Annotated in this window: 17 protein-coding genes; 4 read left to right on the top strand and 13 right to left on the bottom strand. The window is 58.8% G+C overall.

What is annotated here, in order from left to right:
* The 8 genes from ABY948_RS06330 to ABY948_RS06295 all read right to left on the bottom strand — a co-directional run.
* Positions 1-1,146, bottom strand: a 1,146-nt coding sequence (locus ABY948_RS06330; RefSeq protein ID WP_461481676.1) for a PhnE/PtxC family ABC transporter permease, incomplete at its 3' end; no start/stop codon positions are given.
* On the bottom strand, positions 1,143-1,898 hold the full coding sequence (locus ABY948_RS06325) for an ATP-binding cassette domain-containing protein (RefSeq protein ID WP_461481675.1): 756 nt from the start codon (positions 1,896-1,898) through the stop codon (positions 1,143-1,145). The genes ABY948_RS06330 and ABY948_RS06325, both read right to left, overlap by 4 nt.
* A gap of 58 nt (positions 1,899-1,956) precedes the next feature.
* Positions 1,957-2,826, bottom strand: a complete 870-nt coding sequence (locus ABY948_RS06320; protein ID WP_461481674.1) for a putative selenate ABC transporter substrate-binding protein — start codon at positions 2,824-2,826, stop codon at positions 1,957-1,959.
* 16 nt (positions 2,827-2,842) lie between these two features.
* A complete protein-coding gene (gene mnmH, locus ABY948_RS06315; protein ID WP_461481673.1) occupies positions 2,843-3,976 on the bottom strand; it encodes a tRNA 2-selenouridine(34) synthase MnmH in 1,134 nt (377 codons plus the stop codon).
* Complete coding sequence (selD, locus tag ABY948_RS06310) at positions 3,973-5,028, bottom strand: selenide, water dikinase SelD (protein WP_461481672.1); 1,056 nt, start codon at positions 5,026-5,028, stop codon at positions 3,973-3,975. Before selD ends, mnmH begins: the two co-directional genes overlap by 4 nt.
* 441 nt (positions 5,029-5,469) lie before the next feature.
* The gene (gene efpL, locus ABY948_RS06305; protein ID WP_461481671.1) at positions 5,470-6,045 is read right to left on the bottom strand and encodes an elongation factor P-like protein EfpL; all 576 of its coding nucleotides are present in this window, start codon (positions 6,043-6,045) and stop codon (positions 5,470-5,472) included.
* Between the two features lie 123 nt (positions 6,046-6,168).
* The gene (locus ABY948_RS06300; RefSeq protein ID WP_461481670.1) at positions 6,169-6,477 is read right to left on the bottom strand and encodes an antibiotic biosynthesis monooxygenase family protein; all 309 of its coding nucleotides are present in this window, start codon (positions 6,475-6,477) and stop codon (positions 6,169-6,171) included.
* A gap of 146 nt (positions 6,478-6,623) precedes the next feature.
* On the bottom strand, positions 6,624-7,991 hold the full coding sequence (locus tag ABY948_RS06295) for a hypothetical protein (RefSeq protein ID WP_461481669.1): 1,368 nt from the start codon (positions 7,989-7,991) through the stop codon (positions 6,624-6,626).
* A 109-nt stretch (positions 7,992-8,100) separates the two neighbouring features.
* Here ABY948_RS06295 and ABY948_RS06290 point away from each other — a divergent pair, with 109 nt between their 5' ends.
* From ABY948_RS06290 to ABY948_RS06275, 4 genes are read left to right on the top strand one after another with little or no spacing between them, the layout of a single operon-like run.
* The gene (locus ABY948_RS06290) at positions 8,101-8,406 is read left to right on the top strand and encodes a hypothetical protein (protein ID WP_461481668.1); all 306 of its coding nucleotides are present in this window, start codon (positions 8,101-8,103) and stop codon (positions 8,404-8,406) included.
* A gap of 14 nt (positions 8,407-8,420) precedes the next feature.
* A complete protein-coding gene (locus tag ABY948_RS06285) occupies positions 8,421-9,185 on the top strand; it encodes a glycosyltransferase family 2 protein (RefSeq protein ID WP_461481667.1) in 765 nt (254 codons plus the stop codon).
* A complete protein-coding gene (locus ABY948_RS06280) occupies positions 9,182-10,006 on the top strand; it encodes a DUF547 domain-containing protein (RefSeq protein ID WP_461481666.1) in 825 nt (274 codons plus the stop codon). Before ABY948_RS06285 ends, ABY948_RS06280 begins: the two co-directional genes overlap by 4 nt.
* A 58-nt stretch (positions 10,007-10,064) precedes the next feature.
* A complete protein-coding gene (locus tag ABY948_RS06275; protein ID WP_461481665.1) occupies positions 10,065-10,604 on the top strand; it encodes a hypothetical protein in 540 nt (179 codons plus the stop codon).
* A gap of 13 nt (positions 10,605-10,617) precedes the next feature.
* On the opposite strand, the gene ABY948_RS06270 is transcribed toward ABY948_RS06275, so the two are convergent.
* The 5 genes from ABY948_RS06270 to ABY948_RS06250 all read right to left on the bottom strand — a co-directional run.
* The gene (locus ABY948_RS06270) at positions 10,618-11,001 is read right to left on the bottom strand and encodes a hypothetical protein (RefSeq protein WP_461481664.1); all 384 of its coding nucleotides are present in this window, start codon (positions 10,999-11,001) and stop codon (positions 10,618-10,620) included.
* 98 nt (positions 11,002-11,099) lie between these two features.
* A complete protein-coding gene (pntB, locus tag ABY948_RS06265) occupies positions 11,100-12,494 on the bottom strand; it encodes a Re/Si-specific NAD(P)(+) transhydrogenase subunit beta (RefSeq protein ID WP_461481663.1) in 1,395 nt (464 codons plus the stop codon).
* Between the two features lie 11 nt (positions 12,495-12,505).
* On the bottom strand, positions 12,506-14,080 hold the full coding sequence (locus tag ABY948_RS06260) for a Re/Si-specific NAD(P)(+) transhydrogenase subunit alpha (protein ID WP_461481662.1): 1,575 nt from the start codon (positions 14,078-14,080) through the stop codon (positions 12,506-12,508).
* A 348-nt stretch (positions 14,081-14,428) separates the two neighbouring features.
* The gene (locus ABY948_RS06255; protein ID WP_461481661.1) at positions 14,429-14,797 is read right to left on the bottom strand and encodes a DMT family protein; all 369 of its coding nucleotides are present in this window, start codon (positions 14,795-14,797) and stop codon (positions 14,429-14,431) included.
* A gap of 43 nt (positions 14,798-14,840) precedes the next feature.
* A partial coding sequence (locus ABY948_RS06250; protein ID WP_461481660.1) for a DUF4197 domain-containing protein occupies positions 14,841-15,206 on the bottom strand: 366 nt, incomplete at its 5' end.

Here is a 15,206-nt window from a genome sequence, read left to right as displayed (position 1 = left end):
CTCAGGGGTGGAGCGCAGTACCAGCAGCAGGAAGCGCCCCAGCCAGCGCATTACCGGACCGGCCAGGGATCGGCTGGCGAAGGGGTAGCAGACCAGCACCACCACCCCGCTCAACACCACGGAGATCTGGGTCAGCAACAGGGTCTGCACCAGCCCCGGCCACACTTGTTCACTGAACATCATCTGCAACCAGTTGAGCAATCCACCCCAATCACCCTGGCGCAGCGCAGTCGGCCAGATATCAATACTGATAAAACGCCACAACGAGCCACCATTGCTGAAGCCGATGGTCTCGGGCAACAGCCTGATGGCCGCCAGCAGATACAGCGGCAGCAGGCGCGGGCGCAGCCACCAGCGGATACTGGCAATCAGCAGCAGAAACACCCACAACAAAGCACCCGCCTCACTGTAATACCCCTGCTTGAAGGCGGTTTCCAGATGGAAGCCCAGAGTCGGCAGGCCGATAAAACCGAGGATGGCACTGGAGCGCAGGGCGCACTCAAAACGGTAGCGGCTGTAGCTGATCAGCGCCGGCCAGGACTGGGGGATGAGTGTGTAGATATAACGTTTCAGCGCCCCCGCCGCGGGCGGTAATGTCTGAAGCGGTTCCGGTTGCTGTTGCTCGAAGATCTCGGCAAAGACTTTGGCGAACATGCCGGTAAAGGGCACCAGAATGGCCAGCAGTCCGGTGGTGGCACTAAGGCCATAGAGCTGCATGAAAATCAGCCCCCAAAACAGCTCGTGCACGGAGCGCACCGCAGCGCACAGCAACCGCACCGGCAACCAGTGAAACACAATCGCCAGCATCAGCCCCAACGGCGCGGCCAGTGCCACCGCCAGCAGTGCAAAGGCAATGGTGTGCGCCAGCGCCTGCAACAGTGAGGGGAGATCGTCCCAGCCTGGCTGCACCAATCCCAGGCCGATCCGGGAGAGTTCCTGCCAGGGGTCGACGGAATAGACCTGTAGATCGGCACCGAACAGCGCCAACAGCGCGGCAGCCACCATCAGCAGGCAAACGCCGGTCAATCTGCGGGCACTGGAACCGGCAGCCCCGTCACCCTGATTCACTGGTGGCTTGTTACCGGAATGCTTGTGATCGGGCCCACCGCTACCCAGACCTTGCAGCAGGTTGGCCAGGGCGCTCATGAGGTGCGGATCACCCAGCCTTCGTTGGTGGGCGCCGATTGCTCGGCAATGGGTGACGATTCCTGCCGGTAGTACTCATCCAGTTGCCCAGCGCTCAGCTCGCCCGGCGGACAATCACAACACAGGCGACCTTCGCGCAACACGACGATGCGATCAAAGTGCTCCAGCGCCAACTGGCGATTGTGCAGGCTGACCACGGCGGTCTCATGCTGCTTCAGCACGTGCGTCAGCAGTGCCTGTGCCTGTAGTGGGTCCAGCGAAGACACCGGCTCATCCCCCAGATACACCGGCTGCTGGCGAAACAGGGCGCGGCCGATGGCGACCCGCTGGCGCTGACCGCCGGACAGGCGATCCACCGACTGCCACAGTTTGTCCTCCAGCCCCAGCACTTGGGCCAGCTCGGTGATGGCACGACGCTGGGCTGACAGCGGGCGCAACAGGTTCCACAGCGCGGCCAGGGTGCCGACCCGGTCCAGGCCGCCGATAAAGATGTTGTGGTAGACCGACAACAGATCCACCAGCCCGCCGCCCTGGGGCTGCAGCGCGCTGCTCTGTGGCTGCTGTCGATGCAGCAGGTTGAGCAAGCTGGACTTGCCCGCCCCCGAAGGGCCGAGCAGCGCGACCTTCTCACCCCGGCGGATGCACAGGCTGATGTCGTCCAGCACCCGCTGTCTGCCCTGTTGTCCGCCGTAGCTGAGTGACTGGTTGGCCAGCCGAAACAACACCTCGGAGTTGGCCCGCTTGTCACTCATTCAGGGCGCTCATCCAGTGCATTCAGCTCTATCATCCTGCTCATTCGACTCACTCGACTCATTCGTCCAAGAGGCCGATGGCTTTGGCGGTCGCCTCGATGGGCGCGTAGTCAGCATTGCTGGCGGGCACGAAGCTCTGCCGCGGGAAGCTTTCCAGCAGCGCCGGATCGTTCATGTCCAACAGTGCGGCGCGCACTTTTTCCTTGAAACCGGCACCGTAGCGGGCATCCACATCGCCGCGGATACTCCACTGGTAATCCGGATAAGTGGGCGTAGTCCAGATCACCTGAACTTTGCTCGGGTCGACCTTGCCCTGCTGTAACTCGCTATCCCAAACGGAATAGTTCACCGCACCGATCTGATAGGCGCCGGACTGCACCTGGGCAATGGTGCGACTGTGATCGCCGGAGAAGCCAACGCGGGAGAATATCTCCTCGGGCGCAGCGTCAAATTGCTCGCGCAGGTAGAACTCCGGCATCAGGCGGCCAGACGTAGAACCCTTGGAACCGAAGGTGAAGGTCTTGCCCTTCAATGCGTCGGTCAAGGTCTCGGCTGGCTCGACACCGGCACTGGTATTGGCGATGAAATAGGTTTTGAACGACTGATCCTCAAAGCCCTGGGCCAGGGCCTCGGAGCCGGGCACCAGTCCCCGCGCCTGCACGCCGGACAGGCCGCCGAACCAGGCCAGCTGCACCTGATCGTTGCGGAACGCAGTGATGGCCGCCGCATAGGATTTCACCGGAATGTAGCGTACCTCGACACCGAGCTGCTCGCTCAGGTAGTCGGCCACCTTGCCGAAGCGCTGCTGCAGGCGGGATTCATCCTCATCCGGGATGGCGGTAAAGACAAAGGTCTCGGCCCGGGCCAGGCCCGACAACAGCAACATAGCGATTAACGGCAGTTTCAGAAAATGGCGTAGCAGCGACATAAATATTTCCTGTGATTCAGTGATGGTTTGCGGTGCTGTTTTGATCGGTGGAGAGGTAGTCCCGCACCACCGCCCGGTCGCCGCGAAAGACGATGAGATCGGTGCGCGAGCTGAGCTGGTAGTCGTACATGGGGTCGTAATAATCCACCAGCAGCGGTTCTATCCAGCCCCGGTGTAGCTCCGGGTCGCCCGCGCGGTGGGCGGTCAGCGCCTGCTCAAGCAGCTCGCCGATCTCCCGGTAGCGCACCCCGCCGAGACGCTTGCGCACCCGGTACAGTGACTGGGTCAGATCCTCGGCGAAGGCATCAAAAGCGGCGATCTCCCCCAGTTGCTGCCGCCACTCCTCAAGTTTGTTGAGGATATAGTTGCGGTAGGTGTGTTCGATGCGCTCGTCCAGGGGCACCTCCAGCACCACTATCCGGCTGCGCGCCATGGCCTGCTGCAGCGGCGGCGGCACGGCACAGTGACCGACCATGCGCCCCTCGTCCTCCAGCAGAATCGGCTGGTCGGCAGGCGCCATCTGTTGCTCCGCCTTCAGCAGGGAAATCGCCAGGGCATTCTCGAAACTGAGCTGGGTGGGCTGGCCACCGGGGCGGCGGCCAAAGCTGGAGCCGAGGTGGTTGGCTAGTCCTTCCAGGTCCGCCGCCCGGGGCGACTCTTCAATCAGCGCCGTTTTATTGCAGCCGGTGCGACCACCCAGCAGTAAAAAGGGTTGTGCTGCACAGATGCGTTCGAACTCGTCAATCAGGAAGCGGCGCATGGCCTTGTAGCCACCGCCGATACGCGGATAGTCACAACCGGCTTCGGCCAGCCACTGCTGGCAGGTCTGGCTGCGCAGCCCGCCGCGCCAGCAGTACAGATAGCCCTGGGGATGGCGGCGGGCGAAGTCGACCCAGGCCGCCACCCGCTGTTCCTTGATCTCGCCGCAGACCAGCTGGTGGCCCAGCTCGATGGCCGCCTGCTGGCCCCGCTGCTTGTAGCAGGTGCCGACTTGTGCCCGCTCCTCATTGGTCATCAGCGGCAGGCTGACGCTGGTGGGGAAGGCACCCTTGTCAAACTCGATCGGGGCGCGGGTGTCGATCAGGGGAATATCGTTGAGGAAGATCGACAGGAACTCCCCGCTGTCCGGCTGTGCATCGGGACGGCTCACAGGGTTTCCTCGGCGACCACCCGGACCAGCTTGTCACCATTCTGCGCCTGCAGTTCACCGATACTGGCAGCGTAAAGCCCCTGCTCCGCCAACAGCGCCTCCAACCCAGAGGCCTTGTCCGGCCGCACCGCGATCAGCAGGCCGCCACTGGTCTGGGGATCGCAGAGCAGATGCTGCCAGCGCTCCGCCATCGGCGCCAGCTTGTGACCGTAGCTGTCCAGGTTGCGGCCAGTGCCGCCCGGCACACAGCCCTGGGCCAGGTAATCCAGCACTTCGGCAATCAACGGCACCGCACCGGCGTTCACCACGGCTTGCACCCCGCTGCCCTCGCAGACCTCCAGCAGATGGCCCATCAGGCCGAAGCCGGTGACATCGGTAATCGCCGTCACCCCCTCCAGTTTGGATGCCTCGGCTCCCACGGTATTCAACCGGCACATAATGTCCCGGGCCAGATGGCTGTGCTGCGGCAGCAGTTTTTTCTGCTTTTGCGCGGTGGTGAGAATGCCGATACCCAGCGGTTTGGTCAGATAAAGCTTATCCCCGGCCTGTGCAAGGTTGTTCTGCTTGAGCTGGCCGCGACTGGTCAGCCCGGTCACGGCGAGGCCGAAAATCGGCTCCGGGGCATCGATGCTATGGCCGCCGGCCAGCGGGATACCGGCATCGGCACAGGCGCGACGGCCGCCCTCAACCACCTGCTGCGCCACCTCCGGCGACAGGCTGTTGATCGGCCAGCCGAGAATGGCAATCGCCATCAGCGGCTGGCCGCCCATGGCATAGATGTCACTGATGGCATTGGTGGCGGCAATGCGCCCGAAGTCGAACGGGTCGTCGACAATGGGCATGAAGAAATCGGTGGTGCTGAGCACCACCTGTCCATTGCCCAGATCAAAGGCCGCCGCGTCGTCCTTGCTGCTGTTGCCCACCAGCAGGTTGGGGAAGTCTGGCAGCGCGAGCTGCGACACCAGAATCTGGTCCAGCACCTTGGGGGAGATCTTGCAGCCACAGCCCGCGCCGTGACTGTACTCGGTCAGGCGCACAGGGGATTCAGTCATGCCTTGGCCTCTACGGTTAATCAGGGGGTGAAATGATACGGACTGCGCGGGATTTTGTCAGTGTGGGATTTAACGGCCAACGAAATGGCAGTGGACTGCCTTTGGCGACACCTGGCAAACACGAGTTATACCATAGCTACTGCAAAGTCAGCCCGGCGCCCACTTAAATGCTGATGCCAGAGCCGGGTAACTATCCACAATGGCGTGTATCAGCGGGATGCCCATTGCCGATGGCCCGAGGCGAGCACTCAGCAACGGGAAATAAGCACGGCTTCAACGCGACAACAACAAGCCTCACCGCTTGCACGAGTTACCCCACGGCAAGGCAGTGTTGTCGTTTCAATTTTCAATAATCTCTACTCGCTTCTCAATCCTGGCATCCACACAGATAGGCCTGATTTTTTTGTGAGCCGCCTGAATTTAAACATCCAGTGTGAAACGTTATTTACTGTCCGCCCTGGAGATAAATCGGTACTCTTCGACATTCACCTTAATTTTTTCTCCTGTGGAGATATATTCAGGGACCTGAAGTGTTACACCAGTCGATAATTTTGCAGGTTTTGTTCTTGACGTGGCAGAGGCGCCCTTAATGGATGGATCGGTTTCTACCACCTCAAGCTCAACACTGGTTGGCATATCCAGCGCGACCGGCACATCGTTAACGACAATCACCTGAACACCCGTGGTCTCTTCGTTAATAAAGAGTATCTCATCGGCAATTGCGTCTTTATTCAAATTGTAAGGCGTGTAATCTTCCTGATCCATAAACACATATTCGTCACCGTCGGCGTATGAAAACATGACAGGTCTGCGAACCAGGTCAGCCATATTCAGCATATCCGAGTCTTTGAATGTCTCGTCAATTTTGCTGCCAGTGACCACATCGTACATGCGCATACGGTAGAGACTGCCACCCGCCCTGCCCTGAGGCACGGAGCGCTCAATGTCTCTTACGATGTAGGCTTTGCCGTTAAGATCGATTGCCGCATTCTTTTTTATTTCACTTGCTTTAGGCATTTTTATAATCCAGAAAGTAAATTTTAAAGGGTAGGTATAGTTTCAATAGTCTGTTTTATGCGTGGTTTTGTCTCACCAATCTGAGGTCAAGCTCGCAGTGCAGAAGCAAACTCCGCCGCTTCGCTACGGGTTAACTTGTTCTGAGTTGTGACTGTATTCTCGGTGTATCTTTACCACTTGTACGGTATAGGACTCATACCATTTTTTTCTGCCACTTGCCTGTGCCTTCAAGTGCTCGCTATTTTGCTTCCAGTTTTTAATATCGTCTTCCGAGTTCCAATAGGAAATCGCGACCCGTCTGTCACCATCCATTAATGCGTAGAACTCTAAACAGCCATACTCTTCAAAGGCCAGCACTTTCATGCGCTCAATGGCTTCGAAATACTCCTCATCAAGTGCCCCGACCGTAGCCCGAAAAATCACTGCATACATAGTAAGTTAACCTTTTAGCCGCCAATCATATTCCAGCATTGCCAGAAATCAATGCGTTACGTTGCCATTTTCTTGTGATCAGAGCCCTTGCCGCTGATCAAGGCGGCCGGGGTCTGCTCATGTAACAGAGGCAGTTGGATCATCACTCAGTTACTGGCGCTATTTTTTAGCGCTTGGCGGCACTCGTTTAAGCTCGTCCGCCTTACCATTACCCATTCCGCCAAGCCAGCTGCGGCCACCGAACCATATTCAAGCAATCGCACCCATAAAGGGAGCTGCAAAAGCGGCAGCTTGACCAGGCTGTTCTGGAAGTTGATACCAGTCAGATAGGAGAGCAGAACAGCCATTGAGGCACTCCAGCTCCACCATTGTGGATAGATAGCGGCAAAGGGCAGCAGCCAGAGGAGATACCAGGCATTCACCACCGGAGAGACCAGGAAAAACAGGCCGATCAACTGGTCACCGCGCGGGATTTCCCAGCGTGGTTTTTGACAGTGGCGGACAAATACCAATAGATAGCAACACAGAAAGGCCAGCCCCAACGACCAACGCGCCACCGGAATGGAAAAAGCGTGGGATACCAGCGCATACAGCGAACCATTGAACTGCCAGCGCTGGGCGAATACCTGTAGCCCGGCCAGATCCGAGCCGTGCTGTAACAGGAAAGGGACGTACAGCGCGGCCAGCACCAGCACAAAAACAGCCCAGTAACGTCGGGGCATCCGCCACAGCACAAAGGGCACCAGCAGCCAGGCAATCACCTTGGCCCCGACACTCAGGGCCAGGGCAGCAGCCGCACCAGCAAAGACTTGTTCCCGCCGCCAGTAAAGCGCCAAGATCAGGAAAAACACCCCCACCCCGTCCGGATGCGCGGTGTATGCCAGTTCCTTGATCACCAGTGGCGACCAGGCGTACAGCAGCACCCATTTGCGGTCAGCCAAGCGAAGCAGCAGCCCGATCAATGCCAGATCCACCAGGGAATACAACAGTTGCAGCGGCCATACCTGGGCAGGGGCAATCAGGTGTGAAAGCAGAAAGCTGTATTCCAGGGTGGGGCCGTAGATGGAGGGCACATATGGATAATTGATTTGCCCCAGCACATTGATAAAGGCCTGGGGAATGGATGCGTCGCCAAAATAGGCGGCTGGTGCTATCCCATAGGGTGAGCCGCTTTCAAAGAACCGGTAGCCGTCCCACAGGTAGCGGAAAAAATCGTCCTCCAGCAGGGGCTCCCCGACACAGCCAATCAGGCGAAAGGCCGCGGCCCACAACAGCAATTGCACGGGCGAGATGCCCTCGGCATGTCGAAAGGCGAGTAGGGATAATGCAAATGCGCTGCCCAGCAAGCCGTAGAAAGGCAGCGGCGAGAGCAGTTGCGGCTGTGTTGAAAACCAGGCGAGCACTGCGTACACAACGGCACAGGCCAGCCCGGCCCGGTGGACAGGCGACCACCGCCATCCCCCGGAAATACTGCTTGCCATGTGGGCCGGTTTGGACGCTAACTGGGTTTTCATCCGCCGGAGTTTCCCATTCCCACCAGCGAATAGCGAACGATTTTCCCTCTCTGCACTCTATGCACTAACTCATAAAATAATCATTCGCCCAGTGGAGAGGACGCGTACCATGAGGCAGTTCACCCGAAAGACGTTATTGCTAACCGTTTTCCTGTGTGCCTTCACGTCCATTGCCCAGGCTTCCATCACCCTGCCCGAAGATGATGCACACAACCCCTACCTGATCGGCAAACACACCTATCACCACAAGCTGGCCTGTGAAAGCTGCCCGCTGTCGGATGTTGTCATTGATGCCAACAAGGCCAGGGAAATCATTCCACGGCTGCAAAGTGAACCACAATTCACCGACATCCTGACGCCGGATGAGATTGAGGCGGTTACCTTCTACCTGAAAACCCTGTTCCGCCTCAACTGAGCAGACAATCCCCCATGCCTGAGCCAACGATTGCCGCCATTATCCCCGCCAGGGACGAAGAGAAGGCCATTGGGACGGTTGTCGCCGGCCTGAAAAACCTGCTGAACCAGCAGGGCCGTCCCTTGTTCGACACCATTGTGGTGTGCGACAACGGATCGCGGGACCGCACCGCGGAGGTTGCCCGGCAGGCTGGTGCCAGCGTGGTGTACCAGCCGGTTGCGGGCTACGGTCTGGCCTGCCTGACCGCCATTGCCCAATTGCCGGAAATTGACCTGCTGCTGTTTATGGACGGCGACAATGCCTTCCGGGCCGAACAGGCGCGACCGCTGATTGAAGCTGTCACCCGCGGTGCCGACCTGGCCATTGGCTCCCGCGCCCTGGGCAACACCGCCCCCGGCGCCCTCACCTTTACCCAGCGAGTTGGCAACCGCCTGGCGAGCATGCTGATTCGCCGCATCTGGGGTACCAGGGTGACGGACCTGGGACCCTTCCGGGCCATCAGCTGGCAGGCCTATCGGCGCCTGAACATGGCGGACCCGCGTTTCGGCTGGACGGTGGAAATGCAGGTCAAGGCGATTCAACTGGGCATGTCCGTCATCGAACTCCCCGTCGATACCGACCGCCGCATTGGCCGCTCCAAAATCAGCGGCACCATCAAGGGCACCATAGGCGCGGCGACAGGAATTCTGTCGACCATCGCCCGACTGTGGTGGCGGGAATTCCGCAGCCCAGAATCGTTGGCGCCAGCGGCAACCGTCTCCGGGAGATATGAATCATGACCGTTCCGGGCCGCTGGCCAAGCGCAACGCTTTGGTTGTTATGGCTGTCACTGGCGGGCAGCGCCCAGTCTGCCCCTGCCAGCGACGCCCTCACCTTTTGGGACCAAAGCGACGAGACAAGCCGGGCCAGCATCGACCACGGCGCATGGCAGACCGTACTGGACCACAATGTTATCGACCGGCACCCGTCGGGCATCAACCGCTTCGATTACGGGGGCATCTCCGCTGCGGACAAAAAGCTGCTGGCCCGCTATCTCGAACACCTGCAGCAGCTCGATCCGAAGAGCTTCAATCGCGCGGAACAAAAAGCCTACTGGATCAACCTCTACAATGCGCTCACCATCAACCTGATCGTCAGCCACTACCCGGTCGACTCCATCACCAAGCTGGGAGGACTGTTCCATTTTGGCCCCTGGGATGACGAGATCGCCCATATCGACGGCCGACCGCTGACCCTCAACGACATCGAACACCGTATCCTGCGTCCGCTGTTCCGGGACAACCGCATCCACTATGCGGTGAATTGCGCCAGCCTCGGCTGCCCCAACCTGGCCAAACAAGCGTACACCGCTGCACAGCTCGACAGACAACTGGAACAAGCGGCACGGGATTATGTCAATCACCCCCGCGGCGTCAGCTTCAGGGGCGACGAGCTGTGGGTGTCGAGTATCTACAGCTGGTATCGGGACGATTTTGGCGGCAGTGACGAGGCGTTGCTGCGGCATCTGCTGAAATATGCGGCACCGCCCCTGGCACAGCGGCTCGCACCCTACCAGGGCAAGGTAAAGGATCACTACGACTGGACACTGAATCAGCCCTGATGGACTGAGGGGGGACTCCGATGCCCCCCGATACCAATAAACACAAGGACATCACAAGATGAGAAAGGCGATTTCGCTACTGGTTTTTCTGACCAGCCTGAGTCAACTCTGTTACGGCGTCAGCGAAGAAGAACGGCGCGCCACCTGGGACAAGCTGCGAGAAATCAAGAGCCAAACCGCTATCACCTTGCATCCCAAGCAGGGAGAAATCACCCGGGGAGCCAATATGGTTGAACCAGGTGAAGAACTGGCCAAAAACTTTTCGGAAATCTACTTGCTGAGAATTGTCGACCCAGAAGATAACGAGTATTTCAAACTGCACGTAACAGCACTGCATAAAGGCGATGAGTGGTTGAACTATACCCGGGCGGCGCTGAAAAACGGCGGACAAAAGAAGCTAACCGAACTCTCAAGGCAGCAGCTCTGTGAAGGCAACGGCAGTTGCCAGCGGGAGGAACAGTTAGAGGTAGACATCGGTTTTGAGGATATAGCCAACAACATCGGCGGACGCGGTCTCGACATTGTGCTCTTGGGTGAGACCCGGCAGGAAATTCATATCTCCAGTCTCTACCTGCTGGCAATGATGCAGAGCATGTAACGCCGGCGGACGGCTAACGATACCCTTTCATCACGGCCTCAAACGCGGCCGGATCCTGCTGCTGCAATCGCTTCAGGTCGGCGCGCACCTGCTCTTCCAGCTTTGCCGATTGCCGCTGTTTAACCTGTTCAACCTCTGCGGCCAACGCCTTGAGCTTTGCCAGTGCCTCGCCTTGCTCGCCATCCGCCAGCTCGAGCAGGGCATCCGTCAGAATACCCAACTGCTTGCCATAACTGGCCACATCGGCAACCACCCGGGACTCAACGTCCTGGTCACCGGCAAAATTGACTTTGAGCTGGGGGGAGAACCAGCTGGTGACGGGCGCATAGTCCTGATTGACATCACCACTCAGGGGCGACCTGAACAGCCCGGACCAGGGCAATAACCAGTTGGACATCAGAACCTCCTTGTCTCTTGAATTGGTAGTCAAGCCTATTTAAACAGAAACGGCCTGCATTGGCAGGCCGTTTCCGATCATTTGCGACAACAGGACCATCAGCTGCGCAACACCCCCAGCAGCTTGTCCACCGTCTCCTTGGCATCGCCAAACAGCATCCGGGCGTTCTCCTTGAAGAACAGCGGGTTTTCCACGCCGGAGTAACCGGTGGCCATGCCCCGCTTCAAAACCACCACCTGGCGAGCCTTCCAGACTTCCAGTACCGGCATGCCGGCAATGGGGCTGCCCGGATCTTCCGCCGCCGCCGGGTTGACGGTGTCGTTGGCGCCGATCACCAGCACCACATCAGTGGACGGGAAATCGTCGTTGATTTCATCCATTTCCAGCACGATGTCATAGGGCACATGGGCTTCCGCCAGCAACACGTTCATGTGCCCCGGCAGACGCCCGGCCACCGGGTGGATACCAAAACGCACCTTGATGCCCTTGTCGCGCAGGAACTTGGTGATATCCCCCACCGCGTTCTGGGCCTGGGCCACCGCCATGCCGTAACCGGGCACGATGATCACTGAATCCGAGGCCAGCAACTCTTCACACAGCTCATCGATGGAGGTTTCCTGGATGCTCAGGTCCCCCAGGTCCATCGAAGAACTGCTGGTGGTCTGGCCGAAACCGCCGAGAATCACGCTGATGAAGGAGCGGTTCATGGCCCGGCACATGATGTAACTGAGGATGGCACCACTGCTGCCCACCAGGGCACCGGTGACGATCAACAGGTCATTGCCGAGCATGAAGCCGATGGCTGCCGCCGCCCATCCGGAGTAGCTGTTGAGCATCGACACCACCACCGGCATATCGGCACCGCCGATGGCCATAATCAGGTGAATACCCAGCACCGAGGCGATGGCCGTCATCAACACCAGGGCGAACAGGCCCGCCGCGGTGCTGTCGGCGCCGATAAAGAGGCCACCCAGAACCAAGGTCACCAACAGCGCCGCCAGGTTCATGAAATGACGCCCCGGCAGGGTCAACGCCTTGCTCGGTATCCGTCCGTCGAGTTTGCCGCAGGCGATCAGCGACCCGGTAAAGGTCACGGCCCCGATAAAGATGCCCAGATAGACCTCAATCAACTTGATGGTGTGCTCGGCGCCGTGGGTATTGATCAGCGGCTCGATGTAACCGGCAAAGCCCACCAGCACTGCGGCGAGACCGACAAAGCTGTGCAGCAGCGCCACCAGCTGGGGCATCTGGGTCATCTCGACCTTATTGGCCAGGACCAGCCCGATACTGCTGCCCACCAGGATCGCCAGGACGATACTGACAATGCCACTGGCGCCAAAACTGGCGATGGTGACGACGATGGCGATCAGTATCCCGATCACCCCGAGGAAGTTGCCCCGGCGCGCGGTTTCCTGATGGCTCAGGCCACCGAGGCTGAGGATAAACAAAACGCTGGCCACAACGTAGGCCACACTGACAATTCCATAACTCATGGTGTGACCTCCTATTTGCGGAACATTTTGAGCATGCGGTGGGTGACCCGGAAGCCCCCCGCAACATTGATGGTGGCGATCAGCACCGCCACGAAGGCCATGATGCCCACCAGCGCTGCTTCGGCCCTGGCCAGGTGCAGCAGGGCGCCGATCACGATAATGCCACTGATGGCATTGGTGACGCTCATCAGCGGTGTGTGCAGCGAGGGCGTCACATTCCAGATCACCTGCCAGCCGATGAAACAGGCCAGCACAAACACCGTGAAGTGGCTCAGGAAACTCTCCGGCGCATAGGCGCCGATTCCCAGCAGGGCCAATACCGTGATGGCCAGCATGGCACCCTTGCCGCCCCACTTGCGCAACAGCGAGGGCTCACCCTTTGCAACCGTGGCCGCCAGTGGCTCCTCGGTGCCCGGCTTTGGCGCCGTCACCGACACCTCCACCTTGGGTGGCGGCCAGGTAATTGCACCATCCTGCACCACGGTCAACCCGCGAATGACCGTGTCCTCCATGTTCACTTGTGGCTGACCATTTTTCTCCGGGGTCAGATCGGTCAGCAGGTGGGTCAGATTGCTGGCGTAGAGATCACTGGAGACTTTCGCCATGCGACTGGGCAGATCGGTGTAGCCGATGATGGACACATCGTGGTGTACCGACACCCGGCCCGGCTCGGTCAGTTCACAGTTGCCGCCGCGCTCGGAAGCGAGGTCGACGATCACACTGCCGGGCTTCATGGACGCGACCATCTCGGCGGTAATCAGTTTCGGTGCCGGGCGGCCGGGAATCAGTGCGGTGGTAATGATGATGTCCACCTCTTTCGCCTGTTCGGCAAACAGCGCCATCTCCGCCTTGATGAACTCGTCGCTCATCTGTTTGGCGTAACCGCCGCCGCCGCTGCCATCCTCGTCGCCGAAGTCCAGTTCCAGGAACTCGGCCCCCATACTTTCCACTTGTTCTTTCACTTCCAGGCGGGTGTCGAAGGCGCGCACGATGGCGCCCATGCTGTTGGCGGTGCCGACTGCAGCCAACCCCGCGACACCGGCGCCGATAATCATGATTTTGGCCGGCGGCACCTTGCCGGCAGCGGTCACCTGACCGGTAAAGAAGCGACCGAAATGATTGGCGGCTTCGATCACTGCCCGGTAACCGGCAATATTGGCCATGGCGCTCAGGGCATCCATCTTCTGGGCCCGGCTGATACGCGGCAGGCTGTCGATGGCAAACACGGTGGCGCGCTTCTCGGCCAGTTGCTCCAGCAACTCGGGACACTGGGCGGGCCAGATATAGCCGGCCAGATAGGCGCCCACTTTCATCAGGTCGATTTCATGCCTGTCCAACTGCGGGTTGACCATCGGCGCCCGCACTTTAAGAATGAAATCCGCCTGTCCCCACAGGGAGTGGGCATCGACCGCAATGGCGGCCCCGGCGTTCACGTAGGCCTCATCGTCGTAGTGAGCCGGTTCCCCGGCTTGTGACTGCACCAGGACTTCGTAACCCAGCTTGATCAGCTTTTGCACCGAGGCCGGTGTCGCGGCAACCCGCCGCTCGTCCGGATAAATTTCCTTCGGGATACCTATTGTTATCATCAGCACTCTCTCCAAACCCGACACGTGGCCAGGTGCCATAGTCGAAACATGAAAACCCGATCTGCGGGCTCGCCAAAATAGTGACTATCCAGCCGGAAAAACATGACCGTCGGCTTACTAAAGCACTGAATACTTTAGAAAACCAGCAAAAAGTCAGTTTTTTGATCAGTAGAAATATCGCTGTTCCTACAACCGCTTCGAATGCTACGCCACCGAACGACAACTTAAATCATTCCTTCATATGAGCGTAAATCATCCTTTCATAGGATAGTTTAAAGAGGCATATAAAACATTTTGATTGGTAAAAAATGAAATTAGCCAATCAATACCCATGGGGCATTGACCCGGCTACACCAGCCTGTCCCTGAACATGAAGTACACCGCACCCACCAGGCAGAGTCCCGCCCACAGGTAATCGAGCTTGAGGGGCTCTTTCAGGTACATCACGGAAAACGGCACAAAAATACTCAACGTAATCACTTCCTGCATGACTTTCAGCTGCCCCACGTTCAGCGCGGTGTAGCCGATGCGATTGGCCGGTACCTGAAACAGGTATTCCAGCAGGGCAATGCCCCAGCTCAGCAGCGCCGCAATCACCCAGGGCTTGTGGTTCAGCTCCCGGAGATGGGCATACCAGGCAAACGTCATAAACACATTGCTGCACAGCAGCAAGCCGATGGAAGCCAGAATGGGGTTCATCATCACCAGCGCGCGCAAGATACCATGGACATCCCGGGTTGCCCCGGGAACCTGTGAAAAATCAGTGACCGAACAGTTTCTTTAGCAACGCTGTGGTCTGTTTGGCCGGGTCCTGTCGGATAGCGGCCTCTTCCCTGGCCAGGTAATAGAAGATGCCATCCATGCCCTTTGCGATGGTGTAATCGGTGAGATTGGTCTTCAGGTCCGGCACAAACGGCAGTGTCTGGTACTCGCCGGCGATGCCGTCGTACACCTGAACCGCACCCACTTGGCTGAGGCTGTCGGCAATCACCGGGCGCATGGCCTCACCCAGCGGGCCATTCATTTTCTCGCGAAAATAGCGGGTGGCGGCATCCTCTGGGCCATTGTAGATTTTTTGCGCATCGTCGATGGTCATCGCGCCAATGGCATCGAGAAACAATGCCTT

Origin of the sequence: Porticoccus sp. (assembly GCF_041592135.1) — a bacterium.
In the GTDB taxonomy this organism is placed as follows: domain Bacteria; phylum Pseudomonadota; class Gammaproteobacteria; order Pseudomonadales; family Porticoccaceae; genus Porticoccus.
This window is presented reverse-complemented; position numbering and strand designations above follow the sequence as displayed.